Below are 22,941 nucleotides of genomic sequence, written 5' to 3' on the forward strand. Positions count from 1 at the left end.
CCCCGGCATATCGATGGCTGTCAATGTGTGGGAGGGTGGAGGCATGGCGACGACCGAGCTGACTCTCACCGCGGCGGCGGCCGCGTGCTGCGCGCCGCTCGCGCGCGAGCCGCTGAGCGCCGAGGGCGCGGAGCTGCTGGCGCGAGCGTTGAAGGCGATGGCGGATCCGGCGAGGCTCCGCCTGGTGTCGATCGTGGCGTCGAGCAGCTCGGGCGAGGTGTGCGTGTGCGACTTCACGGAGCCGGTCGGGCTGAGTCAGCCGACCGTGTCGCACCACTTGAAGATCCTCGTGGACGCCGGGATCCTGGCCCGCGAGAAGCGCGGCACGTGGGCGTACTTCTCCCTCGTCCCCGGCGCGCTCGACTCCCTCGCCGGGATGCTCACCCGCGTCTGATCAGGCGGCCGTGACCCTCGCCGCGAGAGCGTCGACGCGCGCGGCGAGCTCGTCGTAGGCCGCATCGAACGCAGCATCCGTGCCGGCAGGTACCGGGTCGGGGATCGACCAGTGCAGCGCGTCCGAGCCGAGTTCCTCGTGCGCGGCGTCGCAGACGGTGATCACGAGGTCTGTGTCGGCGGCGACGTCCGCGAGCTGCTGCGGGGCTCCTTCGGGTAGCGGGAGGCCGTGGCGTTCGGCGGTCGCAATCGCTCCGGCGGCCACCGCGGCGGCCGGGTGGGTGCCGGCGGAGGCGACGGGGATGGGGCTGCGCTGCGCCCAGAGCTGCGCGGCGAGCTTGGAGCGGGCGGAGTTCGCGGTGCACACGAACAGCACTCGCCGCGCTGCGGCGGTGGTCGAGGGCCCGAGCTGGTCGAACGCCCCGGGGATCAGATGGACGTAGCTGCGGCGCCGGTCCGCCTCCGAGCGGCGACGGAGGATCATGCCTTCGCGCTCGAGGACGGCGAGGTGGTGCGCGACGAGGTTCGAGGGCATCCCAAGACGGTCCTGCAGCTCCCGCGGCGCGAGGTCTCCGAGGGTGAGCAGGTCGGTGATCCGCAGGCGCGCGGGGTCGCTGAGGGCGGCGTGCCGGGCGGCGCGCGCTTCGAGTTCGGTTCGCTCGGTGTTCATTGACTCAATCTTGACTGAGTGATCGTGAGCGGTCAAGATGGCCGACGACATGGACACCACTTCCCCTCCTCCGCTCGCTCGTCGGGCCGTGGCCGAGTTCCTCGGCACCGGTCTGCTCGTGGCGATCGTCGTCGGCTCCGGCATCGCCGCTCAGACGCTCTCCCCGGACGACGTCGGTCTGCAACTGCTGGAGAACTCCCTCGCGACCGCGCTGGGGCTGGCGGTGCTGATCCTCACTCTCGGCCCGGTGTCGGGGGCGCACTTCAATCCGCTCGTCTCCGCCGTGGACGCGGTCCTCGGTCGTCGCGACCGCACCGGCCTGCTGGGGCGGGAGCTGGCGGTGTTCGTGGGCGCGCAGCTGCTCGGAGGCATCGGCGGCGCGGTCCTCGCGAATGCGATGTTCGAAATCCCGTCCTCGATCGCGACGACGGAGCGGGTCACTGCCGGGCACCTGCTCGGGGAGGTCGTCGCCACCGCGGGCCTGGTCCTCGTGATCCTCTCCCTCGCCCGTACGCACCGAGGCCCGCTCGCGGCGGCCGCGGTCGGCGCGTACATCGGTGCCGCGTACTGGTTCACGTCCTCGACCTCGTTCGCGAATCCCGCCGTGACTCTCGGCCGCGTCTTCACCGACACCTTCGCCGGCATCGCCCCCGCCTCCGTCCTGCCGTTCGTCGCTGCGCAGCTCGTCGGCGCCGCGATCGGCGTCGGCATCGCCGTGTTCCTCTTCCCGGGCGCCGCCCGGGCCGCCGGGGACCTTGTGGTCCCGGCCACCTCGACCTCTTCACACGTCTGATTCGAAAGGCCCATCTGATGCATCTCGTCGCTATCGGCGGCAGCGACGCGGGGATCTCCGCCGCGCTGCGCGCCCGCGAGCTCGACCCGTCCGTCGACGTGACCGTCGTCGTCGCCGACTCGTACCCGAACTTCTCCATCTGCGGGATCCCGTACTACTTCTCCCGCGAGGTGCAGCCATGGCAGTCGCTTGCGCACCGCAGCCACGCCGATCTCGAAGCCACCGGCATGACCCTGCGCCTGGACACCTTCGCGACGGACATCGACGTCGCCGGGCAGCAGCTCACCGTCCGCACCCCCGACTGCTCGCTCGACCGGATCGGGTACGACGAGCTGATCGTCGGCACCGGCGCCCTCGCCTCCTCCGCCGGCATCGCGGGAGTGGACGCACTGGGGCCGGAGGACGGAGTGCACGTGCTGCACTCGATGGGCGACACCTTCGCGCTCGAGCGGTTCCTCGACAGTCGAGACCCGCAGACCGCGATCATCGTCGGCGCCGGCTACGTCGGCCTCGAGATGGCCGAAGCCCTCACCGTCCGCGGCCTCCGAGTCACCCAGCTCCAGCGCGGCCCGGAAGTGCTCTCCACCCTCGACCCCGAACTCGGCGCCCTCGTCCACACCGAACTGACCGAGCGCGGCGTCGAGGTTCTCACCCGCACCACCGTCGCCTCGATCGAGAAGACCGCCACCGGCCTCGCCGTGCACGCCGACCACGACGGCACACCTCTCACCCGCACCGCTGACGTCGTCCTCCTCGTCGTCGGCGTGAAGCCGAACACCGACCTGCTCGCCCGCGCCGGAGCGTCTCTCGGCGCCGGCCGCGCGGTCGTCGTCGACGAGGCGATGCGCACGGGCCTGCCGCACGTGTTCGCGGCAGGCGACGGAGTGACCACGCACCACCGTCTGCTCGGCAGCACCTACCTGCCGCTGGGCACCACGGCCCACAAGCAGGGACGGGTGGCCGGCGAGAACGCTCTCGGCGGCGATGCCCGGTTCGCCGGCTCGGTCGGCACGCAGGTCGTGAAGGTCTTCGACCTCGTCGCCTCCCGCACCGGCCTTCGCGAGCACGAGGCCCTCGCCGCGGGCTTCGCGCCGGCGACGACGAGCGCGGTCGCGGACGACCACAAGCGCTACTACCCGGGCGCGCAGCCCATCACGATCCGCATCACCGGCGACACCCGCGACGGACGTCTGCTCGGCGCGCAGCTCGTCGGACGCCTCGGCACCGAGACCGCCAAGCGCGTCGACACGTACGCGACCGCCCTGTTCGCCGGGCTCACCGTCGAGCAGGTCTCCGACCTCGACCTCTCCTACACACCCCCGCTCGGCTCCCCCTGGGACGCCGTGCAGATCGCCACCCAGACCTGGACCCGCACCACCACCGGAAGCAGCATCCCCGCATGACCGAGAAGCCCACCGTCCTCTTCCTCTGCCAGCACAACGCCGGCCGCTCCCAACTCGGCGCAGGCCTGCTCGAAGTCCTCGCCGGCGACCGCTACACCGCCACCTCCGCCGGTCTCTCCCCCGCCGAGACGGTGAACCCCGCGATCGCTGCGACCGTCGCCGAGCTCGGCCTCGACATCAGGAACCACATCCCCCGCGCCGTCACCGTCGAGGACCTCGAGAACGCGGACATCGTCATCACCATGAAGCCCGGCCTCACCCTCCCCGCAACGCCGACCGGCCGATTCCTGGAGTGGAAGTTCCCCGACCCGACCGACTGGAGCACCGAGAACGTCCGCCCCCTCCGCGAGGCCGTCGCCGCCCGGATCCAGACCGAACTCCTCACCTAGACGCGTCAGGCGGCCGCAAGGGCGATGGTGGGTCTGCTCCTCGATGGCGACTCTGGACCGTGCTGCAGAAGCGGGGTGACGGGATCGTTCGGCCGGGGCGGGGTGGGGTTGAAGGTCGTCTGGTCACGGAAGATCGCCCAGATGACGTTCATACGGCGCCGGGCGAGAGCGATCAGAGCCTGCTTGTGCGACTTCCCCTCCTGGCGTTTCCGATCGTAGAACGAGCGCGAGACCGGGCAGTTCCTCGACGCGATGAACGCCGCCTGGAAGCAGGCGTTCAACAGCCGCCGGTCATAGCGACGTGGCCGGTGATGGTTGCCGGAGATCTTCCCGGAGTCCCGCGGCACGGGAGCGAGACCCGCGAAGCTGGCCAACCGGTCGGGCGTCTCGAACGCGGCGAGGTCAGTACCGGTCGCGGCAAGGAAATCCGCGGCGAGCCTGCGCCCGAACCCAGGAATCGACACCAGAAGATCCGCGGATCTGCTGTCCTGCAAAGCGGCTTCGATCTCCCCGTCGAGCTCGGCGACCTCGTCGCGGATGCGGAGGAGATCACGCGCGGACCGGCTCACCAGCCGAGCCGCTGCCCCCTCCCCCACGACGACCGATGTCTGCTCGCGCGCGGCTTCCACCGCCGTCTTCGCGACCGCCGCGGATTTCCAGCAGCCCTGTCCCTTCAACCACGCCGCCAGCCGGCTCTCCCCCATGCGCCGGATCGCACCGGGGGTCGCGTACCGGGTGAGCAGCACCAGAGGTCCCCTGGTCGTCGCGTAGTTGAATGCCCCCTCGAGCGACGGAAAGTAGTGGACCAGGATGGCGCGCAGGCGATTCACGGCGCGGGTGCGATCGTGCACCAGGTCTTCTCGTCGCGCCGAGAGCAGGCGCAGTTCCGCCGTGACCTCGTCGGCCTGGCGCATCAGCGTCACGTCTCGCCGGGTCCGCGCTTGGTCGGCGATGATGACCGCGTCCTTCGCGTCTGTTTTGGCTTCGCCGCGGTAGGCGCCCGAGGCGTGATGCACGACGCGGCCTGAGATGTAGAACAGCGGCTGCGCATGCGAGTGCAGGAGCGTCTGCAGCAGCCCTGTCCCGCCGTGGTTGAGGTCCGTTGCCCAGGCGACGTCGGTGCCGCCTGGCAGGGAGGCGACGTCTCCCATCAGGGTCAGGATCGCCGTTTCTCGGTTCTTGAACCGTTGGGAGAGCAGCTTGGTTCCGTTGGCGTCGATGACGACGCAGTGGTGTTCGGTCTTGCCGGCGTCGATACCGGCCCAGAGTTGGGGCACGCAGGGTCCTTCCGTTGAGGGTGCGGTGCGCCGTGAACGACCTTGCCGGCATGTCCTTACGGGGCGATCTGGTCGCGTTTCTCAATGAGCGGTCCTGCCGTTGCGGGGTCCCGGGCGGCTAATCACGGCGTGCCATCAGTCGGCTGAAGGCGGTCAGCCATACCCGGGACCCCTGGCGCGTTCCGGAGCCTACAACTGCCCCGGATCCACGGAAATAACGGTAAGGAAGGCGGTTTTCCGCCTTCGCGACTGGAGGGCGTAGTGCAACCCGGAGGGCGGCGGAGTAGAGAGTTTCGGCGCGAGATAAGGGAGCGCAGCGACCGCGTGCCGAAAGTCTCGGAGGAGCCGGTGGCGCAGCCACTTGCGCGGAGAGCTCCGGTCGCAATGAGGGAGCGCAGCGAACGAGCCGCCGGAGGCTTCACGGCAAAGAAACGTGAGCCCACCGGGCGAGCCGGAGCGGCCGGCGCAGGCGGACGGGCCTCCGGGCGGCGTTCCATCGCCGCTGCGCGAGCACAGCTCGCGGCCCGGAACGGGATGCTTGGGAAGGGTGAGAGCCGCCCCTTCACGGGCCGCCCGAAGGCCGGCCCTCGCCCGATCCGCTCGGCGAGGACGTCTCCGTGGCGGCCTCGCGGGCTACATCGAGTTCGGCGGCGGTGTGGTGCCCCTGCACGTCGGAGTTGTTCACCTTGTAGGGGCGAGTGCCGTCGTTCCAGTCGAGCGCGACGGTCACGCTCTTGGGGTTCACGCGGGTGACGACGTGCCAGCCGAACCGGTGCTTGATCATGTCGCCCTTGGCGCTTGTCTCGCGGCTGTGGATCGTGACCTGTCCCGCGGCGGTCTGCGCCTCGCGGACGACCAGCCAGTACGACTTCGAGCCCGACGCTCTGCGCACACTCGCCCCACGAATCGAGCACGGGATGCAAGCCGCGAGCGGGGTCGGTCGGGCTGCTGGCGGTCGTCGGATCACGTCAACCAGTAAGCGCGCTGCGCGTCCCTCCGGGATGCCCTCTGGGGCACTCCTGACGACCACCCGCCTCCGGCATCGCACCGCTTATCGGATGGATGGCCTCGATGCGTGTTCAAGCGAAACGACTCAGGTTGAAAGCCGTGTTGCCGACGCGTGCGACCCTGTCGAGATGCACGCCCCTCGGAGACATTTCCTGGCGATAGGCACGGCGTTCATCCGGCTCCTACGCCTAGGATTCGCCCGAGGGACGGTGAGTCATGGCGAGTTGGAAGAAGCTCCACGGCACGACTCTCACCGGCCTGGCTACAGCTCTCAGCGCTCGGCTTGAAAGCGAAGGCCATGCGCCGGGTCAGCTCGCCGGGACTCAGCCTCGCGGTCGGAGCGGCGGGCGTGGCCTACTGGCTCGCCAGCCCTTCAACTTTTGACCAGCTCCCCTCCCGTTTAAAGAGAATGCGAGTCTGACAATCTTCCCTTAGGGAATCCGCAGCAAGTCTGGTAAAAACTGCCGTCGGGCGCGTAGCGCCGAACCCTCTATGACGCAACGATCGCTCGAGGTCGACAGCATCGTCGACTGAATCGCTACTGAGCGACAGTCTCAAATAGCGGTCCGTAGGTGAGCGATGGAGCCTCACCCAATCGCTCGGCCAGAGGTGTCAGGCGCTCTTGCAAGGGGTTACCCGCCAGCACGTGATCCCAGGCCGTCAGCGCTCGCACGAGTAGCGCCGAGGCCACGCGCAACCACATGTCCGCCTGCGGATGGCGGGCCTGATCGAACCAGCCGAAACCGGAAGGGCTGCCTGGATCTGCAGCCGTGTAGAGGTCCACGATTTTCGCGCCGGCGTGACTCACCCCGGATGCCATCCGGAACAGCACGTACAGGCGATCCGTGCCCGTGACGGACCTCGCCCTCTGCTGGAAGTCGTTGTCGGTCGTGTACTCACCGAAGCGGTTGAGCAGCTCTTTCGCGCGAGCCAGCTCCGCCCCGACCAGGTCCGGTTTCAGGTCGGGATTGGCCTGGCGAATGTTGTTGAGCAGCTTGCGCCTCGCCTCCGCACCTTCCCGCGTGAACCCCTTCCAGCCGTCCGGTGCCTTCAGGAGCCAAGCTGCGGTCGTCGCATCCTCCATCAGCGTGCGTATGACGGGAACAGCCGCGAGCGGCTGCTTCGCTTCATACAGCGTTGCGATCGCCCGGCCGCAGTCGACGGCGTGCGCGACGAGCGCTCGAACGGCGATGACGGTCTGCGTGTTCACAGGGGTGGAGTACTTCGTCACGGGATTGGCAGCGTGGTCGTCCCAGAGGACGCAGAGGCGACGCAGCGTATCGGTCGACTTCGTCTCCTCGAGCCACTGCTGGCGCCTCGTGTCAGCGCGCCGCTCCTTGGCGTCGCTTCGACGCCGTTGGTCTCGGGCGCGGCTCACTTCACGCGTCCCGAGGCATCATCAGCGTCGCATCAGCGATCCGAGCGTCCGCCACTGCGGCACGCTGCACCGCGCGGTACACGGTCCACCGCGCCACACAATACTGCTGCGCGAGCTTCGCGATCGAGTGGTTGCAGGACCGGTACTCCGCCACGAGGTGACCTTCGATTCTCGGGCTCAACTTGGGCTTCTTCCGTCGGAGCCGACCCTTCTCCTTCGCAACCTTCATCCCCTCCCGGGTTCGAGCGCGGATCAAGTCGCCCTCGAACTCAGCGATCATCGCCAAGACGTTGAATAGCAGCCGACCGATCGGATCTATCGGGTCATTCACCGTGCCGCCGATTCTCAGCCGCGCTCCCTTGCGTGTCAGCTCATCAGCTATGTCGCGGGCAACACTAATCGATCGGGCCAGGCGGTCGAACTTCGTGACAAGGAGGGTCGATCCGTCATGGCAGGCGGCCAGGGCCGCGGCCAGCGCAGTGCACGCGCGATTGGAGCCCGTGGGGCCCGAGTCGACGTAGAGGCGATCAGCCGGGACGCCGGCGGCCGCGAGCGCGTCGCGCTGCACCTGCGCGTCTTGCTTGTCAGTAGAAACGCGGGCATAGCCAACGAGGTCGGTCATTCTGACATTGTCCCAGTGAGCATCCCCCAACCGGACAATTCACCAGGCGAGTCTAACGGAAAGAAAAGAAAGGCTTCTCGGCGCGGAGGCGTGCAGGCGTGCAGGCGTCCGCAGCGTCCGGTGAACTATCTCTTTGCGGGACCGGCAGGCAGCAGGCTCGACGGGACATCCTCACGCTCCCAGCGAACAGAGAGGGTGTCCCTGCTACGGGCTGGCAGAATGAACACAACAACAGGTCGGACCCGCGGATTCGCAGGTGCCGGCCCAGCAACGGAGACACCCACACTGACGCCGCGCAAGCGATCGTCAATCGGACTAGCCGCGCAAGCGGTGGATCTCACGTTCTGCGAAAGACCTTCCTCACCGAAGATCGTCGAGTCACATGCTCCGCGTCCCGCGACGTCGAGCCGAAACCGCTCAGACGATGCATCCCGGCGCGGAAGTAGCAACGCCCCTAGTAGTCAATCGATCTAGGCGCGACTGCGCGGGCTGTCGCGCCGGCATCGAGACTCTTGTGAGCGACTTCCTCGCCGCGACCGGCACGGTCGTAACCTTCTCCGCCCTTCTGAGCGGACTCGCGACCTTCGGGCCGTGGGTCGTCGGAATCGTCTGCGCTCTTTTCCTGCTGGTCATGCTGGGGTCGCGGACAATCGACCTAGTGGCGCGGGCGATCGATACCGTCGTTGTGCCGCTCGTAGCCCTGTTCGGGAACAAGACCAGGAGCGGTAATGCCCGGGCTGTACTCGAATCGCGCTCCGGCGCCGTTGAGCCTAGGAGGAAGGGACCCTCGTGAGCGGGCGTCTCTAGCTGAGGAGCTGCACGAGGACGTCGGCGGCGACGTCCTCGCCCTCGATAGGGGGGAATCCGCTGACGGTCCCGGTCGCGTCGACGCCGAGCGAGGAGTCCGGGAACCGGGCGACGAGGGAGGCGCCACGATCCGTGACGTGGGTGCCCAGATCACGTCGAGCCGCCCTCGCGCCAGAGCCGATCGCCTGCTCGTGCGACTTCCCCTCGCCGCGTGTCCGGTCGTCGAGAACTCGTGACTCGGTCGTCTGCTGCACGCTGACCATCGCTGCGAGGCAGCAGGCGCGCGGTCCCGAGTACCGCCCGGTGACGATCGGGGACGGCTGCTGGATCGGAGCCGGCGCGATCGCGCTTCCCGGGATCACGGTGGCCGCGGGCTGCGTCAGCGCCGCGGGCGCCGTCGTCCCGTCCGACTCGGAACCGCACGGCCTCTCCGATGGGGCGCCGCGCCTGCGCGATCTCGACGAGTAGCCGGTCGCGGCGTACGGCCGGCTCAGCCGTCCCCTCCGCCCGGGATGTCCCGGACGACGCTTCAGCGCGGGTCCAGCCGGGTCGCCGCACCACCGCCCGAGGAGCGGCTGTGGAACCACGGTGCGTGGGAGTCGGCGTGATTCCCGCCGAGCACGGCGTCGCTCAGGTGCGCCCGCGTCTTCTCGCGCCGGCGCTTCATCGCCGAGGCCCAGGACCGGGTCGCGGAGCAGACCGCCTGACGACGGCGCTCCCTGGCCGCTCGTGCGCACGTCGCCGTGCGCGCGAGCGGCCCCGCGGAGGGATCAGAACAGGCCGCGCGGGGGCTCGATCGAGGCGAGGACGCCGGGAGCGGCGATCACGCTGAGGCGGCCGACCTCCTCCGGGGTCAGCTCGGGCAGGCGCTGCGCGAGGTCGAGGAAGCGCTCGATCTCGGACTCCTCGAGCACGTCGGCGGCGAGCGTGCGGAACTTCGACACGTACTGCTCGCGGCTGAACGGATGCGCGCCCAGCGGGTGCGCGTCCGCCACCGCGATCTCGTCGACGATCGTCGTGCCGTCCGTCATCAGGATCTCGACGCGCGCGCCGAACGCCTTCTCGCCCGGATCGGTGGAGTGGTAGCGGCGGGTCCACTCCGCGTCCTCCTGCGTGGTGACCCGGTGCCAGAGCGCGATCGTGTCGGCGCGGGCGGCCCGCTCGGGGGCGTAGCTGTGCACGTGGTGCCAGGCGCCGTCCTGCAGCGCCACCGTGAAGATGTACGGCACGGAGTGGTCCAGCGTCTCGCGGGACGCGGCCGGGTCGTACTTCTGCGGGTCGTTCGCGCCCGAGCCGATCACGAAGTGCGTGTGGTGCGAGGTGTGCAGGACGATCCGCTCGACTCGCTCGGGATCGGCGGCCTCGGGGTGCGTGCGGTGCAGGCGGCGGGCGAGGTCGATCAGCGCCTGCGCCTGGTACTCGGCCGAGTGCTCCTTCGTGTACGTGTCGAGGATCGCGCGCTTGGCCTCGCCGCGGTCGGGCAGCGGGACGTCGTAGCTCGCGTCGGCGCCGTCGAGCATCCAGGCGATGACGCCGTCCTCGCCCTCGTAGATCGGCGACGGGCTGGTCTCGCCGCGCATCGCCCGGTCGACCGCCTCGATCGCCATCTTCCCCGCGAAGGCCGGCGCGTACGCCTTCCAGCTCGAGATCTCGCCCTTGCGCGACTGCCGCGTGGCGGTCGTCGTGTGCAGGGCCTGCGCGACGGCCTGCTCGATCGTCGCGACGTCGAGGCCGAGCAGCGTGCCGATCCCGGCGGCGGCCGAGGGGCCGAGGTGCGCGACGTGGTCGATCTTGTGCCGGTGCAGGCTGATCGCGCGCACCAGGTCGACCTGGACCTCGTATCCGGTGACGATGCCGCGGACGAGCTGCGCCCCGCCGATGCCCGCGTGCTGGGCGACGGCGATCAGCGGAGGGATGTTGTCGCCCGGGTGCGAGTACTCGGCCGCCAGGAACGTGTCGTGGTAGTCGAGCTCGCGCACGGCGACTCCGTTGGCCCAGGCCGCCCACTCGGGCGACACCCGGCGGGCCGGGTCGACGCCGAGGACGACCGAGCCCTGGCCGCCGATGGAGGCGGGGTGCGCGAGAGCCTGCGCGCGGGCGGCGACGACCGGGCGGCGCAGGAGCGACGCGGTGGCGACGGCGGCGTTGTCGATGACCCGGTTGACCACCATCTCGGCGACCTCGTCGTCGATCTCGACCGGATCGGCGGCGACCTCGGCGAGCGCGTGGGCGAGCTGCCCGTGTCGCGGGAGCTCCTCGTCGCTGCGGTGGACGCGGACGTGGTGTTCGTGCACGGGCGGCTCCTTCGTCTCTCCCCCAGGCTATCGCCCGCCTCCGGCCCGGGCCGCGCGGGCAGAATGGGCGGATGTCCTCCCCCACGCGCGTCGCGGCGCTCGACTGCGGCACCAACTCCCTCCGCCTGCTGATCGCCGATGTGGAGGGCGGCCGCCTCCGGGACGTCCAGCGCCGCACCGAGCTCGTGCGGCTGGGCCGCGGGGTCGACCGCACCGGCCGCTTCGACCCGGCCGCGCTCGAGCGGACCCTCGCCGTCACCCGCGAGTACGCGGCCGCCGCGCAGGAGGCCGGCGCCGAGCGCCTCCGCTTCGTCGCCACCTCGGCCACCCGCGACGCCGCCGACCGCGAGGACTTCCTCGCCGCCGTCGAGCGGATCCTCGGCGTCACTCCGGAGACGATCTCCGGCGAGGAGGAGGCGCGGCTCTCCTTCCGCGGCGCGGTCTCGGCCGTCGACTCCGCCCGGCCCGTGCTGGTCGTCGACCTCGGCGGCGGCTCGACCGAGCTCGTGCTCGGCGGAGCGGAGCCGGAGCAGGCGCACTCGATGGACGTCGGCAGCGTCCGCCTGACCGAGCGCCACCGCCGGGCCGCCGAACCGACGGAGGGCGAGCGCGCGGCGATGCGGGCGGACGTGGGCGCCGCGCTGGCCACCTCCTCCGTCGACCTCTCGCAGGCCCGGAGCGTCGTCGGCGTCGCCGCGACCGTGCTCACGATCACCGCGCACGTCCTCCGCAGCACCGACCGCGCCGCGCTCGAGACGTCCCTCCCCCTCTCCGACGTCCTCGCCGCCTGCGACGGGCTCGCCGCGCTGTCTCCGGAGAGGACGGCGGCCCTCCCCTGGGTCCGCCCGGGGCGCGAGGACGTGCTGGCGGCCGGCGCGCTGGTCTGGGGCGAGGTCCTCCGCGCGGTCCACGAGGCGTCGCCGGGCGTCGACCGGGTCCGCTCGACCGCGCACGACATCCTCGACGGCATCGCGCTCGGCCTCGCCTGACGCCCGCGCGGGTCAGGCGGTGAGGGCGCTCCCGGAGTCGCGCGGGAGCCGGGCGGCGGCGGCGAGCGGCACGAGGGTCAGCACCGCGAGGGCGAGGAAGGCGACGCGGTACGGGACGAGGCCGGGCCCGATCGCGGTGCCGACGGCGAGCGCCACCGCGCCCACCGCGACTCCGAGTCCGGCCGCGATCTGCTGCGTGGTGGCGTTGAGGGTGTTCGCGCCCGACATCCCCTCCTGCGGGACCTCGGCGAACGTGACGGTGTTGTAGGCCGTGAAGCCCGCCGAGCGGGCCACTCCGCTCAGCACCAGCAGCGCCACCACGAGCGCCACCGGAGTCGCCGGCTCGAGGAACGCCATCGCCGCCATGCACGCCGCCCCGACCGCGCTCGCCGCGACCAGCACCCCGCGGAAGCCGAGGCGCCGCAGCAGCGGAGTCGTAGCCGGCTTGATCGCCAGGTTGCCGGCGAAGAGCGCCAGCACCACGGAGCCGGCCTGCACCGGGCTCCAGCCGAACGCGTCCTGGAACAGCAGCGGGAGCAGGAACGGCACCGCGTTCACGGTCGCCCGGTAGAGCGATCCGCTCGCGTTGGCGACCCGGAAGGTGCGGAAGCGGAAGGCGTCGAGCCGCACGAGCGGATTCTCGGCGCGGCGCAGGTGCCGCACGGCGAGCGCCGTCACGACCGCGCCGACGAGCATCGGCGCCACCGCCCGCCCGTCGAGCTCGGAGCCGGTGAGGAGCCCCGCCGCTCCGACCAGCGCGCCGAGCCCGACCGCGACGAGCACCAGCCCCGTGACGTCAAGCGGGGGCGGCGCGCTCTCGGAGGTGCCGGGGACGATCCGGCGCGCGATCGCGAACGCGACGACCCCGAGGGGCAGGTTGATCAGGAAGATCCAGTGCCAGGAGGCGACGGTCGTGAGCAGCCCGCCGAGGAACGGCGCGATCACGGGGGCGACCAGTCCCGGCCAGACCAGGATCGCGATGGCGTGGATGATCCCCTCCCGCGGAGTCGCCCGCAGCACCGCGAGCCGGCCGACCGGCACCATCAGCGCGCCGCCGACGCCCTGCAGGACGCGGGCGCCGACCAGCAGCGGCAGCGTGGGGCTGAGCGCGCAGAGCAGGGAGGCGAGGGTGAAGACGGCGATCGCGGTGGTGAAGACGCGGCGCACGCCGAAGCGCTCGCTGAGCCAGCCCGAGGCCGGGATGAGGACGGCGACGGTGAGGAGGAACGCGGTGACGGTGATCGAGACCGCGGCGGAGTCGACGCCCAGGTCGGCGGCGATCGCGGGCGCGGCGGTCGTCACGATCGTGGCGTCGAGGTTCTCCATGAAGAAGCAGCCGGCGACGAGCAGCGCGAGGGAGCGGTGGCGGGGGTCCGTGCTGTCCTCCTCGGCGTCAGGCTGTCGGCGGCGAGCGTAGCGCGGCGACGGCGCGGCCGCCGGGCGGGTACCGTCGCAGCATGAGCGCTGCAGCCGAGACCAGGACGATCCAATTCCGACGCTACGAGCTGATGGACGGGGTGATGGACGACTTCCTCGCCTGGTTCCCCGAGCGGATCGTGCCGGCGCGCGAGGCCCACGGCTTCCGGATCGAGTTCGCCTACGCCGACCGCGAGGTGAACGAGTTCGTCTGGGCGGTCAGCACGGCCGGCGACGCCGACGCGTTCGCCGAGGTCGAGCGGGCGTACCTGGCCTCGCCCGAGCGCGACGCCGCCTTCGCGGGCGAGCCGAAGCGCGTCGCGGTGCAGCACGTGCGGCTGGTCGAGCGGATCGTCTGACCCGGGCGGCGTCCGACCGGGGCGCCGTCGGCTCCGGGCGCCGTCGGGTCCGGGCCCGTCAGCTCCGGGCGCGCCGCACGGCCGCGAGGACGCCGCGGACAACGAGCGTCCCGACCGCGATCGACCCGATCGCTCCGGTCAGGCGCGCCCAGACGTGCTTCGGCCGGTCGATCCCGGCGCGGTCGGCGGGCGAGGGGAGCGAGGCGGGCGCGAGCGTGCGGCCCGCGGCTCCCGCCTCGGCCATGTGGGCGAGCCGGCGCACGGCCTCGCGGTTGCGGATCCAGAGGAACGAGTGCATCAGCGGCTTCGGGACGAGCGTGCCCGGGCCCTTCACGGGCGCCTCGTGCATCCGCACCTTCGCGCCGCGCGCGTGCGGTTCGACCTCGACGCGCACCCGGGCCTCGCCGAGCGGCCAGCCGGCGGCCTGGATGACCATCCGGCGCGGCGGGTCCCACTCGAGAACCGTGGTGCGGTCGTCGATCACGAGCGGCCAGAGGCCGAAGGAGTGGTGCAGCTGCGAGCCCACGTGCGGGAAGTCGGCGTCGACCTTCCGCATCCGCGACGCGCCGACGACCCAGCTCGGGAACAGCCAGCCGGAGGCGAGCACCGCGAAGACGGACTCGGGCGGGCAGTGGACGACGCGGGTGGTGCGGGACATCGCGGACTCCTTCGAGTGGTGGTGGGGCGCGTGGCGGCGCCGTCCCTCAGCCTGGCAGGCCGGGGGTGGCGACGGGCGCAGCGCAACGGCGGCGGCTCAGGCCGGGTGCGCCTCCGGCGACAGGTCGGGCGACTCGCGCACCCCGAACTCGTGCCGCAGCGCGCTGCGGGCGGCGTGCCAGCCGGCCATGCCGTGCACGCCCGGCCCGGGCGGGGTGGACGAGGAGCAGAGGTAGAGCCCCTTCGCGGGCGTCCGCCACGGGTCGGTCGTGGGGACCGGGCGCGAGAGCAGCTGCGCGACGCTCGCGGCTCCGGCGGCGATGTCCCCGCCCAGGTAGTTCGGGTTGTAGGCCTGCATGTCGCGGGCGGTCATCGAGGAGGCGCCGATCACGCGGTCGCGGAACCCGGGGGCGAAGCGCTCGATCTGGGCGGTGATCGCCTCCTGCTGGTCGGCGGGCGAGTACCGGGGGACGTGCGTGTACGCCCAGAGGACGTGCTTGCCCTCGGGCGCCCGGGTCGGATCGGCGATCGAGGGCTGCGCCACCAGCACGTAGGGGCTGCGGCTGTGCCGGCCGCGCTTCACGTCGCGCTCGGCGGCCGCGATCTCGGCGCGGCTGCCTCCGACGTGCAGCGTGCCCGCGCCGGCGAGCTCCGGGTTCGTCCACGGCACCGGCCCGTCGAGGGCGAAGTCGACCTTGGCCACGCCGTTGCCGTAGCGGAAGCGCTGGAGGGCCGCGGCGTACGCCGGGGGCAGCCGGTCCCCCGCCATCGCGAGCAGCGCCGTCGGCGTGCCGTCGACGAGCACGGCGCGGGCCGGGGGCAGCTCCGAGAGCGAGGTCACCTCGACGCCGGTCTCGATGGTGCCGCCGTGCGCCCGGAGGTCGTCGGCGAGCGCGTCGACGATCGACTGGCTGCCTCCGATCGGCACCGGCCAGCCGCGCGCGTGGGCGTAGGCGCCGAGCGCCAGGGCGGCCGCGGCCGTCGACGGGCTCGGCATCGGGCGGATCGAGTGCGCGGCGACCCCGGAGAACATCGCCGGGGCGACGTCCTCGCGGAAGCGCAGGTTCCACACCGGGGTGCCCTGCTCGAGCACCCGCAGTCCGAAGCGGATCAGCACGCTCGGGTCCGTCGGGATCCGCAGCAGCGCGTCGTTGGTGAAGCCCGCGACGCGGTCGGCCCGCTCGGAGAGAGGTCCCATCAGGGCGCGCCACGCCGCTCCGTCGCGCCCCAGCGCCTCGGCCGTGCGGTCGAGGTCGCGGTAGGCGATGCCCGCGCGGCCGCCGTCGAGCGGATGCGCGTACGAGATCTCGGGGACGACCAGCTCGATGCGCCGGTCGAGCCCGAAGGCGCGGAAGAAGCCGGACGCGAGCGCCATCGGGTGCACCGCCGAGCAGACGTCGTGGTGGAAGCCGGGCAGCGTCAGCTCCGCCGTGCGCGCGCCGCCGCCGATCGTCTCGTTGCGCTCGAGCACGGTGACCGAGAGCCCGGCCCGCGCGAGCGTGACCGCGGCGGCGAGGCCGTTGGGCCCCGCCCCGATGACGACGGCGTCGACCACGGTCACTTCCTCCGCAGGGCCGAGACGACGCCCGCGGCGCCGGCGGCGAGGGCCGCGGCGGCCCCCGCGTAGCTCAGGGCGCGGTGGCGGATCATCCAGATCTGGGGCGTCATGGTGTGCGCGCGGTCGCTGAAGAGGCCGCGGGCGCCGTGATCGCCGGGGACCGGCTCGTACACGTTGTTCGGGAGCATCGGCTCCGTCTTGTCGGGGGCCTGCTGACCGTCGAAGGCGCTGCGGGCGAGGTACCAGTCCATGAAGCGCCCGGCGAAGCGGTCGCCGAGGATGGTGCCCGCGGTCGGCTCGCCGACCCAGGTGCGGCGGCGCGGCTTGTCGGCCACGTCGGCGATCGCGATCGCGCCCACCTCGGGCTCGTAGATCGGCGGCACGGGCTGCGGGTGGTGCGGCAGCTGCGACTTCACCCAGTTGAACTGGATGGTGTTGAGCGCCGGCATGTCGACCTCGGACAGGCGCACGCGGCTCTTCGCGTGCAGCAGCTCCGCGGTGACGGCCTCGGTGAAGCCTCGGGCGCCGAACTTGGAGGCGCAGTACGCGGCCTGCAGCGGGATGCCCCGGTGCGCGAGGGCGGAGCCGACCTGGATGACGTGCCCGCGGTCGCGCGGGGTCATCCGGGAGAGGGCTGCGCGGGTGCCGTTGACGAAGCCGAAGAAGTTGACGCCCACGGCGCGCTCGAAGTCGGCGGGCTCGGTCGAGAGGAACTCGCCGAAGACGCCGACCATCGCGTCGTTGACCCACAGCTCGATCGGGCCGAGCTCGGCCTCGACCCGGTCGGCCGCCGACTCGACGGCCTCGCGGTCGGCCACGTCGGTCGGGATGCCCAGCCCGCGCCGGCCCTTCTGCTCGATCTCGGCCACCGTGGCCGCCAGTCCGTCCTCGCCGCGCGCCAGCACGGCGACGTCCCAGCCGCGGGAGGCGAGCTCGCGGACCGTGGCGCGTCCGAGCCCGGCCGTGCCGCCCGTGACGACGGCGACTCCGCGGCTCATGCGCGGGCCTCGCGGGAGGAGGTCTCGAGGCGGGGGTGCTGCGTCATGGTGCGGGCTCCTTCGTGAGGGCGCGGTGTGCGTCGGGAGTCCCACGCTAGGCGGGAGCGGCGGCGCGGCGCGCGGGGTTGCGCCCGATCGGTGGAGAGCTCGGTGGATCCGCGCCCGGGGAGGAGAATCGCTCCCGACAGCTCCCGGCTCTCCTCCAGAGACCGCCGCCAGACTGACGCCCGCCCGAGCACCCTCCGACCGGATCGACGCATGACCTCTCTCCTCGACCTGAGCCTCGTCTCCGGCCCCCTCGTCGTCGCCGTCTACGTGCTCGCGATCGGAGCGCTCCTCCTCCTGCTCGCCGCTCACGTCCGCGCTCCCCGCCGCGGGCGCTCCCGACGCGGCGGGATCGCCGTCGCGGTCCTCCTCCTGGGCCTGATCGGCGGCGCCGCCCTGGCCGCCCTCGTCGACGGGCCCGACGGCCCGTTCGGCGTCGACTTCACGCCGGTCACCCGGGTCGCGATCGGCCTCGGGATCGGCGGGCTGGGCGTCGCCCTGGTCGTCCTCGGGCACGCGATCGCCCGCCGCCGCGCGCGGGGGGTTCTCGCATCGCTCGTGGCCGGAGTGCTCATCGTCGCGGCGGCCGCGATGACCGTCAACATCGACTTCGGCCAGTACCCCACGGTGCGCAGCGCGCTCGGGATCAGCGCCTACTCCGACTCCTCCGTGCCGGTCGCCGCCGCGGACGGACCGCACTCGGACCTCGCGACCTGGACGGCCCCGGCCGGGATGCCCGCCGTCGGCTCGGTCTCGACGGTCGCCATCCCCGCCACCGCGTCGGGCTTCCCGGCCCGCGATGCCGTCGTCTACCTCCCGCCCGCGGCCCTCACCGCGACCCCGCCGCTGCTGCCGGTGATGATCATGCTCTCGGGGCAGCCGGGGTCGCCCTCCGATCCCCTCTCGACCGAGAAGTTCCAGCAGACCCTCGACGCCTACGCCGCCGCGCACGCCGGCCTCGCCCCGATCGTCGTGTCGCCCGACCAGCTGGGCGATCCCGACAGGAACCCGATGTGCGTCGACTCGCCGCTCGGGAAGTCCGCCACCTACCTCACCGTCGACGTCCCGAACTGGATCCGCGCCAACCTGCCCGTGCTCGGGGACGCGCAGCACTGGGCGATCGGCGGCCTCTCGCAGGGCGGGACCTGCTCTATCCAGCTCGGCGCCGGCCACCCGTCGCTCTTCGGCAACATCGTCGACGCCTCGGGCGAGCTCGCGCCGACCCTCGGCAGCGAGGCGGCGACGGTCGCGCAGGGGTTCGGCGGCGACCAGGCCGCCTACGAGGCCGCGAAGCCGGTGAACGTCCTCGCGGCGAACGCCCCCTACACCGGCACCGTCGCGATCTTCGGAGTCGGCGCCGAGGACACCTCGTTCCTCCCCGGAGCGAAGACCGTCTACGCCGCGGCCGTCGCCGCCGGCATGAGCGCCACCTACCTCGAGGTGCCGGACAGCGCCCACGACGTCACGGCGTGGTCGGCGACCTTCGACAAGGGCCTCGAGATCCTCGCCGACCGCTGGAAGCTCGTCCCCGCCTCCTGAGCGGCTCCGGGCCTCAGGCGCTCTCGACCAGCCGGACCGCCGCCTCGATCCCGCCGCTCCACGGCGCTCCGTGGCCCGGGAGCACCCAGCGCGCCCCGGTGGGCAGGAGCGCCCGGAGCGACGCGAGCGCCTGCTCCGGCTCGTCGGTGAAGGGCGCGGGCTGCGGACCCGTGCGACCGGTGAGCACGTGGCGGGTGGTCAGCCCGTCGCCGACGAAGACCGCGTCGGCCAGCGGCACGTGCACGGCGATGCTCCCCGGGGAGTGGCCCGGGAGCGCGATCACGCGGGGAGCGCCCGGCAGGTCGAGCGTCTGCCCGTCGTGCACCTCGACGACCTCGGTGAGCGGCGGGACCGTCGCGATGCCCTTCCGCAGCGCGTAGGCCGCGAAGCCGAGGAGCGGCAGGACGCGCAGCCGCGGTGTCGCGGTCCTCGGCTTCGCCCCGCCCTTCGCCCGCTCGGCGTCGGCGGCGTGCACGTGGACCGGCACGCCGTGGTCGCGGCGCAGGCGCTCGGCGAAGCCCACGTGGTCGGAGTCGCCGTGGGTCAGCACGACGCCGCGCACGTCGTCGAGGGTGCGGCCGATCGCGCGCAGCTCGGCCAGGAGCTCCGGCCAGAGACCGGGCAGGCCGGCGTCGATGAGCGTGACGCCCTCGTCGGTGTGGACGAGGTGGACGGCGACGATGTCGGTGCCGATGCGGCGCAGGTGGGGTCCGAGTTCCATGATGGCTACGCTAGTTAGCCATCATGGCTACTGTCAATAGCTATACTCGGCCCATGCCCACTCCCGACCGCACCTCCCTCGAGGCGATCGTGCGCGCCGCCGGCGAGCTCCTCGAGCGCGACGGGCTCGCCGGGGTCACGATGCAGGCCGTCGCGCAGAGCGTCGGAGTCCGCGCCCCCTCCCTCTACAAGCGCGTCGAGGGACGCGAGACGCTGATCCGCCTCGTCGCCGCGGACGCCCTGACCGTGCTCGCCGACCGCCTCGCCGACGCCCCGGACGCCGCCGCGCTCGCCGACCGCCTCCGCGCCTTCGGCCACGAGCGGCCGGCCGCGTTCCTCCTCGTGATGGCCCCCGCTCCCGGCACGCCCGTCGCCGCCCAGGAGTACCGCGACGCGGCGAGCGCCCGCCTGCTGGACCTCGCCGCGCAGCTGGCGGGCGAGGAGGACGCCCTCGAGGCGGCGCGCACGCTGACCGCCTGGGCGACGGGGTTCATCGGGATGGAGATCACCGGCGCCTTCACCCTCGGCGGCGACGTGGAGAGCGCCTGGCGCTTCGGGCTGGCGCGGATCGTCTCCGCGCTCGCTCCGGCCGCGTCGCGCTGAGCGCCGCCGCTCAGGCCCGGCGGAGCGCCGCCTCGTCCTCGAGGAACCGCGGACGGCACGCGACGATCCCGCTGACCAGCAGCACCGCCACTCCGGCGAACAGCAGCGCGTACGCGCCGCCCCAGTCCCCCTGCGCCTCGTAGAGCACGCCGATCAGCAGCGGACCGAGGCAGGCGAGCCCGTAGCCGAGCCCCTGCGTGGCGCCGGAGAGGGTCGAGGAGCCGGTGGTCGTCCGCGTCCGCGCGTTCACGAGCGTCAGCGTCATCGGGAACGTGCTGACGCCGAGCCCGAGGCAGACCACCCACGCCACGGCTCCCTCCAGCGGAGCGACGACGAGGCCGGCGTAGCCGACCGCGAGCAGCGCGCAGCACACCACCACGACCACGACCGGGTTGCGCATCCCCAGCGTCAGCGGCGGCACCACGAACGCGGCGGCGAGGCCGAACACCGAGAACAGCGCCAGCAGCGCACCGCCCTGCGCCGGATCCGCGCCCGCGTCGACGAGGATCGTCGGCAGCCAGGTGATGATCCCGTAGGTGTGCAGACCGGTCATCCCGAGCATCAGCACCATCGCCCAGAGCAGTGGCGTGCGCCACGCCCCGTCCACGCGGCCGCCGGCGGCGGCCGGGGCCGCCCCACCCCCTCCGCGGGCCGCGAGCGCCGCCCAGAGCAGGCAGGCCGCGGCCGTCATCACGGCCCAGATCCCGATCGCCCAGCGCCACCCCGCCGTCGAGGCCAGCGGCACCGCGACCAGCGGAGCGACGAACTGGCCCACCTGCAGCAGCGCCAGGTAGAGCGAGCTGACCGTCTTGATCCGCTCGGCGAAGTACCGCTTCACGATCGGCACGATGAGCACGTTCGTGGTGCCCACGCCCGCGAAGGCGACGACGGTCGAGAGCACCAGCGCGACCGGGCTCGGGCTGAGCGCGCGGAGGGCGATGCCCAGCGTGGTCACCAGCGTCGCGATCGCGAGCGTGCGCTCCAGGCCGATCCGGCGCGAGACGGCTGCGGCGACGAAGCCGAAGACGGCGAAGGAGGCGGTGACGATCGTCCCCAGCGCCCCGTAGAGCGAGGGCCCGAAGCCGAGATCGGCGCCGATCGTGTCGAGCAGCGGGCTGAAGCCGGTGACGGCGGTGCGGAGGTTCAGCGCGGTGATCGCGATGGCGGCGAGGGCCAGGAGGGCGGTGGCGCGGAGCGTCGGTGCTGCGGTCATGGAGTCCCCGAGAGATAGGATGATGGGATGAATCCTGGCGAGTCTAGCCCCGCGGCGCCGTTCCAGCGCGAGAGCGTGATCGACCACGTCACGGCGCTGTTCCACGAGGAGATCCGCTCGGGCCGCTGGGCCGTCGGCGAGCGGATCCCGGTGGAGGCCGAGCTCGCCCGCTGGACCGGCGCCGGACGCAACTCCGTCCGCGAGGCCGTCCAGGCCCTCGTGCAGGCGGGCCTCGTGCGGCGGGAGCAGGGGCGCGGCACGTTCGTCACCGCGCGCTCGCAGCTCGCCGAGTCGCTGCGACGCCGCATCCCGAGCGCCGCCCGCCGGGAGGGCCTCGAGCTGCGGTTCGCGATCGACGGGGCGACGGCCGCGCTGGCGGCCGAGCGCCGCACCGGGGAGGACGTCGCCTCCCTCCGCGCCCTGCTGGCCCGCCGGGCCCGCTCGTGGGAGGCGCCGGAGCTCGCCGAGCGGATCGCCGCGGACACCGCGCTGCACCGGGCCGTCGTCGTCGCGACCCACAACGACCTGTTCGTCGAGCTCTACGACGGCCTCACCGGCATGTTCGAGTCGGTGCTGGAGGAGGACGTCGTCGGCGAGGAGGACGTGCACGCCCGGCAGCACGCCGAGCTGGTCGAGGCGATCGCCGCGGGCGACGCCGAGGGGGCGCGGCGCCGGATCGAGGAGCTGCTCGCGCCGCTGCTGGCCGAGGCGCAGCACGACGTCTGAAGGGAATCCTCCGCGGCCGGCGGCGGACGGCACGCGCTCGCGGCCGGTTCCGAGCCGCCCGCCGAGTGGGATCAGCCCCGCGGACGCCGGGTCGACCAGAGCGCCCACGCCACCAGCAGCGGCTGGAACGCGAGGCGCACGGCGCGCTTGCGGTCGGTGTCGAGGCCGAAGGCGCTCGTCCGCGTCACCCACTGCGAGACGTTGCCCGGGAAGATCGCGGTGAAGAAGGCGGCGGCCACGGCTCCGACCAGCGGCGCCCGGCGGCGCGCGAGCACCAGGGAGGCGCCGAGCCCGATCTCGACCACGCCCGAGGCGAGCACGACCGCGTCCTTGTCCAGCGGCACCCACTCGGGCACCTGCGCCTGGAACTCCTCCCGCTTGCGGGTGAGGTGGCTCACCCCCGCGAAGAGGAGGGCGGAGCCGAGGAGCACCTTGGCGCCGGTGCGGAGGAGGGAGGGGGAGGAGGATGTCATGCGCTCCATCGTTCCCGATGCGGGCCGCCGCCGCCGCCGTGGCGCGGCCACTGCGCACGAACGTGCCGGTGTCGGAGGCGGCGCCTAGTCTGATCGCGTGACTGACCGCATCCTCGTCCTCACCACCGGTGGCACCGTCGACAAGGAGTACTCGCTCGCGGGCGAGCTCGAGATCGGCGCCCCGATGGTGCCGCGCCTGCTCGCCCCGGTGCTCACCACGCTCGAGTTCCGCGTCGAGGAGGTCCTCGCCAAGGACAGCCTCGAGCTCGACGACGCCGATCGGGCCCTCATCCGCGAGCGGGTGCTCGCCGCCGAGGAGGACCGGATCGTCCTCACCCACGGCACCGACACGATGACCGCGACGGCCGAGGCCCTCGGCGTCGTCCGCGATCGGGTGGTCGTCCTCACCGGCGCGATGCAGCCCGCACGGATGCTCGACAGCGATGCCGCGTTCAACCTCGGCACCGCGGTGGCCGCCGTGCAGCTGCTGCCGCCGGGCGTCTACCTCGCGATGAGCGGGCGGGTGCTGCCCGCCGGCTCCGTGGTGAAGGACCGGTCGATCGGCGTGTTCCTCCCGGCCTGAGCCGGACGCCGGGCGAGGGTCGCCCGTG

27 protein-coding genes are annotated in these 22,941 nt (G+C 72.5%); 12 read left to right on the top strand and 15 right to left on the bottom strand.

The window, feature by feature from the left end; all coding sequences use genetic code 11:
* Positions 1 to 43 precede the first annotated feature (43 nt).
* A complete protein-coding gene (locus tag C5B92_RS13725; protein WP_055794488.1) occupies positions 44 to 394 on the top strand; it encodes a helix-turn-helix transcriptional regulator in 351 nt (116 codons plus the stop codon).
* On the opposite strand, the gene C5B92_RS13730 is transcribed toward C5B92_RS13725, so the two are convergent.
* Positions 395 to 1,063, bottom strand: coding sequence for a helix-turn-helix domain-containing protein (locus C5B92_RS13730; protein ID WP_055794490.1), 669 nt, complete (start codon positions 1,061 to 1,063; stop codon positions 395 to 397). It lies immediately after the preceding gene.
* A 49-nt stretch (positions 1,064 to 1,112) separates the two neighbouring features.
* Here C5B92_RS13730 and C5B92_RS13735 point away from each other — a divergent pair, with 49 nt between their 5' ends.
* From C5B92_RS13735 to C5B92_RS13745, 3 genes are read left to right on the top strand one after another with little or no spacing between them, the layout of a single operon-like run.
* The gene (locus C5B92_RS13735) at positions 1,113 to 1,856 is read left to right on the top strand and encodes an MIP/aquaporin family protein (RefSeq protein ID WP_181028834.1); all 744 of its coding nucleotides are present in this window, start codon (positions 1,113 to 1,115) and stop codon (positions 1,854 to 1,856) included.
* A 17-nt stretch (positions 1,857 to 1,873) separates the two neighbouring features.
* Positions 1,874 to 3,259: an FAD-dependent oxidoreductase gene (locus tag C5B92_RS13740; RefSeq protein ID WP_055794493.1), complete on the top strand. Its 1,386-nt coding sequence runs from the start codon at positions 1,874 to 1,876 to the stop codon at positions 3,257 to 3,259.
* Entirely contained in the window at positions 3,256 to 3,648 is a 393-nt protein-coding gene (locus tag C5B92_RS13745) for a low molecular weight phosphatase family protein (protein ID WP_055794495.1), read from the top strand. Before C5B92_RS13740 ends, C5B92_RS13745 begins: the two co-directional genes overlap by 4 nt.
* Positions 3,649 to 3,653: 5 nt before the next feature.
* Here the strand turns inward: C5B92_RS13745 and C5B92_RS13750 are convergent, their stop codons facing one another.
* From C5B92_RS13750 to C5B92_RS13765, 4 genes are all read right to left on the bottom strand, one after another.
* Positions 3,654 to 4,925 carry an IS110 family transposase gene (locus tag C5B92_RS13750; RefSeq protein WP_235577278.1) on the bottom strand — a complete coding sequence of 424 codons (1,272 nt, stop codon included), beginning with the start codon at positions 4,923 to 4,925 and terminating at the stop codon, positions 3,654 to 3,656.
* A 562-nt stretch (positions 4,926 to 5,487) separates the two neighbouring features.
* Positions 5,488 to 5,817 (bottom strand): hypothetical protein, encoded by a 330-nt coding sequence (locus C5B92_RS13755; protein WP_104256098.1) that lies wholly within the window; start codon positions 5,815 to 5,817, stop codon positions 5,488 to 5,490.
* 654 nt (positions 5,818 to 6,471) lie between these two features.
* On the bottom strand, positions 6,472 to 7,164 hold the full coding sequence (locus C5B92_RS13760; RefSeq protein WP_146083185.1) for a DUF5677 domain-containing protein: 693 nt from the start codon (positions 7,162 to 7,164) through the stop codon (positions 6,472 to 6,474).
* A 148-nt stretch (positions 7,165 to 7,312) separates the two neighbouring features.
* Positions 7,313 to 7,933, bottom strand: a complete 621-nt coding sequence (locus C5B92_RS13765; RefSeq protein WP_104256100.1) for a recombinase family protein — start codon at positions 7,931 to 7,933, stop codon at positions 7,313 to 7,315.
* Between the two features lie 514 nt (positions 7,934 to 8,447).
* Between C5B92_RS13765 and C5B92_RS13770 the strand changes: the two genes are divergently transcribed.
* A complete protein-coding gene (locus tag C5B92_RS13770) occupies positions 8,448 to 8,726 on the top strand; it encodes a hypothetical protein (protein ID WP_104256101.1) in 279 nt (92 codons plus the stop codon).
* Positions 8,727 to 8,736: 10 nt separating this feature from the next.
* Here C5B92_RS13770 and C5B92_RS17725 read toward each other — a convergent pair whose 3' ends face one another.
* The gene (locus tag C5B92_RS17725) at positions 8,737 to 8,994 is read right to left on the bottom strand and encodes a hypothetical protein (RefSeq protein ID WP_146083186.1); all 258 of its coding nucleotides are present in this window, start codon (positions 8,992 to 8,994) and stop codon (positions 8,737 to 8,739) included.
* A 49-nt stretch (positions 8,995 to 9,043) separates the two neighbouring features.
* Here C5B92_RS17725 and C5B92_RS17730 point away from each other — a divergent pair, with 49 nt between their 5' ends.
* The gene (locus C5B92_RS17730; RefSeq protein WP_258061468.1) at positions 9,044 to 9,208 is read left to right on the top strand and encodes a hypothetical protein; all 165 of its coding nucleotides are present in this window, start codon (positions 9,044 to 9,046) and stop codon (positions 9,206 to 9,208) included.
* Between the two features lie 61 nt (positions 9,209 to 9,269).
* On the opposite strand, the gene C5B92_RS17400 is transcribed toward C5B92_RS17730, so the two are convergent.
* Both C5B92_RS17400 and C5B92_RS13780 read right to left on the bottom strand, forming a co-directional pair.
* Positions 9,270 to 9,407, bottom strand: a complete 138-nt coding sequence (locus C5B92_RS17400) for a hypothetical protein (protein ID WP_181028835.1) — start codon at positions 9,405 to 9,407, stop codon at positions 9,270 to 9,272.
* 103 nt (positions 9,408 to 9,510) lie between these two features.
* Positions 9,511 to 11,034: an MmgE/PrpD family protein gene (locus C5B92_RS13780; RefSeq protein WP_104251037.1), complete on the bottom strand. Its 1,524-nt coding sequence runs from the start codon at positions 11,032 to 11,034 to the stop codon at positions 9,511 to 9,513.
* A gap of 71 nt (positions 11,035 to 11,105) precedes the next feature.
* Between C5B92_RS13780 and C5B92_RS13785 the strand changes: the two genes are divergently transcribed.
* Positions 11,106 to 12,023 carry an exopolyphosphatase gene (locus tag C5B92_RS13785; protein ID WP_104350494.1) on the top strand — a complete coding sequence of 306 codons (918 nt, stop codon included), beginning with the start codon at positions 11,106 to 11,108 and terminating at the stop codon, positions 12,021 to 12,023.
* A gap of 12 nt (positions 12,024 to 12,035) precedes the next feature.
* On the opposite strand, the gene C5B92_RS13790 is transcribed toward C5B92_RS13785, so the two are convergent.
* Entirely contained in the window at positions 12,036 to 13,349 is a 1,314-nt protein-coding gene (locus C5B92_RS13790) for an MFS transporter (RefSeq protein WP_104350495.1), read from the bottom strand.
* A gap of 131 nt (positions 13,350 to 13,480) precedes the next feature.
* Between C5B92_RS13790 and C5B92_RS13795 the strand changes: the two genes are divergently transcribed.
* The gene (locus tag C5B92_RS13795) at positions 13,481 to 13,798 is read left to right on the top strand and encodes an NIPSNAP family protein (protein WP_104350496.1); all 318 of its coding nucleotides are present in this window, start codon (positions 13,481 to 13,483) and stop codon (positions 13,796 to 13,798) included.
* Positions 13,799 to 13,856: 58 nt separating this feature from the next.
* Here the strand turns inward: C5B92_RS13795 and C5B92_RS13800 are convergent, their stop codons facing one another.
* The 3 genes from C5B92_RS13800 to C5B92_RS13810 all read right to left on the bottom strand — a co-directional run bounded on the left by C5B92_RS13800 (position 13,857) and on the right by C5B92_RS13810 (position 17,011).
* The gene (locus tag C5B92_RS13800; protein ID WP_104233566.1) at positions 13,857 to 14,456 is read right to left on the bottom strand and encodes an SRPBCC domain-containing protein; all 600 of its coding nucleotides are present in this window, start codon (positions 14,454 to 14,456) and stop codon (positions 13,857 to 13,859) included.
* 96 nt (positions 14,457 to 14,552) lie between these two features.
* Positions 14,553 to 16,010 carry a phytoene desaturase family protein gene (locus C5B92_RS13805; protein WP_374952938.1) on the bottom strand — a complete coding sequence of 486 codons (1,458 nt, stop codon included), beginning with the start codon at positions 16,008 to 16,010 and terminating at the stop codon, positions 14,553 to 14,555.
* Between the two features lie 2 nt (positions 16,011 to 16,012).
* Positions 16,013 to 17,011 (bottom strand): SDR family oxidoreductase, encoded by a 999-nt coding sequence (locus C5B92_RS13810; protein WP_104233564.1) that lies wholly within the window; start codon positions 17,009 to 17,011, stop codon positions 16,013 to 16,015.
* 258 nt (positions 17,012 to 17,269) lie between these two features.
* Between C5B92_RS13810 and C5B92_RS13815 the strand changes: the two genes are divergently transcribed.
* Positions 17,270 to 18,595 (top strand): esterase family protein, encoded by a 1,326-nt coding sequence (locus C5B92_RS13815; protein ID WP_104350497.1) that lies wholly within the window; start codon positions 17,270 to 17,272, stop codon positions 18,593 to 18,595.
* Between the two features lie 13 nt (positions 18,596 to 18,608).
* Here C5B92_RS13815 and C5B92_RS13820 read toward each other — a convergent pair whose 3' ends face one another.
* Entirely contained in the window at positions 18,609 to 19,316 is a 708-nt protein-coding gene (locus C5B92_RS13820; RefSeq protein WP_104350498.1) for an MBL fold metallo-hydrolase, read from the bottom strand.
* Between the two features lie 53 nt (positions 19,317 to 19,369).
* Between C5B92_RS13820 and C5B92_RS13825 the strand changes: the two genes are divergently transcribed.
* Positions 19,370 to 19,918 carry a TetR/AcrR family transcriptional regulator gene (locus tag C5B92_RS13825; protein ID WP_104350499.1) on the top strand — a complete coding sequence of 183 codons (549 nt, stop codon included), beginning with the start codon at positions 19,370 to 19,372 and terminating at the stop codon, positions 19,916 to 19,918.
* 10 nt (positions 19,919 to 19,928) lie between these two features.
* Here the strand turns inward: C5B92_RS13825 and C5B92_RS13830 are convergent, their stop codons facing one another.
* On the bottom strand, positions 19,929 to 21,131 hold the full coding sequence (locus C5B92_RS13830; RefSeq protein WP_104263355.1) for an MFS transporter: 1,203 nt from the start codon (positions 21,129 to 21,131) through the stop codon (positions 19,929 to 19,931).
* Between the two features lie 27 nt (positions 21,132 to 21,158).
* On the opposite strand from C5B92_RS13830, the gene C5B92_RS13835 reads away from it, so the two are divergent.
* Positions 21,159 to 21,857, top strand: coding sequence for a FadR/GntR family transcriptional regulator (locus tag C5B92_RS13835; protein WP_104238380.1), 699 nt, complete (start codon positions 21,159 to 21,161; stop codon positions 21,855 to 21,857).
* 71 nt (positions 21,858 to 21,928) lie between these two features.
* Here the strand turns inward: C5B92_RS13835 and C5B92_RS13840 are convergent, their stop codons facing one another.
* The gene (locus tag C5B92_RS13840) at positions 21,929 to 22,339 is read right to left on the bottom strand and encodes a hypothetical protein (RefSeq protein ID WP_181028836.1); all 411 of its coding nucleotides are present in this window, start codon (positions 22,337 to 22,339) and stop codon (positions 21,929 to 21,931) included.
* Positions 22,340 to 22,427: 88 nt separating this feature from the next.
* Between C5B92_RS13840 and C5B92_RS13845 the strand changes: the two genes are divergently transcribed.
* On the top strand, positions 22,428 to 22,913 hold the full coding sequence (locus C5B92_RS13845; protein WP_104224541.1) for an asparaginase domain-containing protein: 486 nt from the start codon (positions 22,428 to 22,430) through the stop codon (positions 22,911 to 22,913).
* Positions 22,914 to 22,941: the final 28 nt, after the last annotated feature.

The sequence above is a fragment of the Rathayibacter sp. AY1A4 genome (assembly GCF_002930955.1).
Classification (GTDB): domain Bacteria; phylum Actinomycetota; class Actinomycetes; order Actinomycetales; family Microbacteriaceae; genus Rathayibacter.

Bases quoted from the DNA above. Each gene is read 5' to 3' on its own strand.
- C5B92_RS13725 (WP_055794488.1), top strand. From the start codon at position 44: ATGGCGACGACCGAGCTGACTCTCACCGCGGCGGCGGCCGCGTGCTGC.
- C5B92_RS13730 (WP_055794490.1), bottom strand. From the start codon at position 1,063: ATGAACACCGAGCGAACCGAACTCGAAGCGCGCGCCGCCCGGCACGCC.
- C5B92_RS13735 (WP_181028834.1), top strand. From the start codon at position 1,113: ATGGACACCACTTCCCCTCCTCCGCTCGCTCGTCGGGCCGTGGCCGAG.
- C5B92_RS13740 (WP_055794493.1), top strand. From the start codon at position 1,874: ATGCATCTCGTCGCTATCGGCGGCAGCGACGCGGGGATCTCCGCCGCG.
- C5B92_RS13745 (WP_055794495.1), top strand. From the start codon at position 3,256: ATGACCGAGAAGCCCACCGTCCTCTTCCTCTGCCAGCACAACGCCGGC.
- C5B92_RS13765 (WP_104256100.1), bottom strand. From the start codon at position 7,933: ATGACCGACCTCGTTGGCTATGCCCGCGTTTCTACTGACAAGCAAGAC.
- C5B92_RS17400 (WP_181028835.1), bottom strand. From the start codon at position 9,407: ATGAAGCGCCGGCGCGAGAAGACGCGGGCGCACCTGAGCGACGCCGTG.
- C5B92_RS13785 (WP_104350494.1), top strand. From the start codon at position 11,106: ATGTCCTCCCCCACGCGCGTCGCGGCGCTCGACTGCGGCACCAACTCC.
- C5B92_RS13790 (WP_104350495.1), bottom strand. From the start codon at position 13,349: ATGGAGAACCTCGACGCCACGATCGTGACGACCGCCGCGCCCGCGATC.
- C5B92_RS13795 (WP_104350496.1), top strand. From the start codon at position 13,481: ATGAGCGCTGCAGCCGAGACCAGGACGATCCAATTCCGACGCTACGAG.
- C5B92_RS13800 (WP_104233566.1), bottom strand. From the start codon at position 14,456: ATGTCCCGCACCACCCGCGTCGTCCACTGCCCGCCCGAGTCCGTCTTC.
- C5B92_RS13810 (WP_104233564.1), bottom strand. From the start codon at position 17,011: ATGAGCCGCGGAGTCGCCGTCGTCACGGGCGGCACGGCCGGGCTCGGA.
- C5B92_RS13815 (WP_104350497.1), top strand. From the start codon at position 17,270: ATGACCTCTCTCCTCGACCTGAGCCTCGTCTCCGGCCCCCTCGTCGTC.
- C5B92_RS13820 (WP_104350498.1), bottom strand. From the start codon at position 19,316: ATGGAACTCGGACCCCACCTGCGCCGCATCGGCACCGACATCGTCGCC.
- C5B92_RS13825 (WP_104350499.1), top strand. From the start codon at position 19,370: ATGCCCACTCCCGACCGCACCTCCCTCGAGGCGATCGTGCGCGCCGCC.
- C5B92_RS13830 (WP_104263355.1), bottom strand. From the start codon at position 21,131: ATGACCGCAGCACCGACGCTCCGCGCCACCGCCCTCCTGGCCCTCGCC.
- C5B92_RS13835 (WP_104238380.1), top strand. From the start codon at position 21,159: ATGAATCCTGGCGAGTCTAGCCCCGCGGCGCCGTTCCAGCGCGAGAGC.
- C5B92_RS13840 (WP_181028836.1), bottom strand. From the start codon at position 22,339: ATGGAGCGCATGACATCCTCCTCCCCCTCCCTCCTCCGCACCGGCGCC.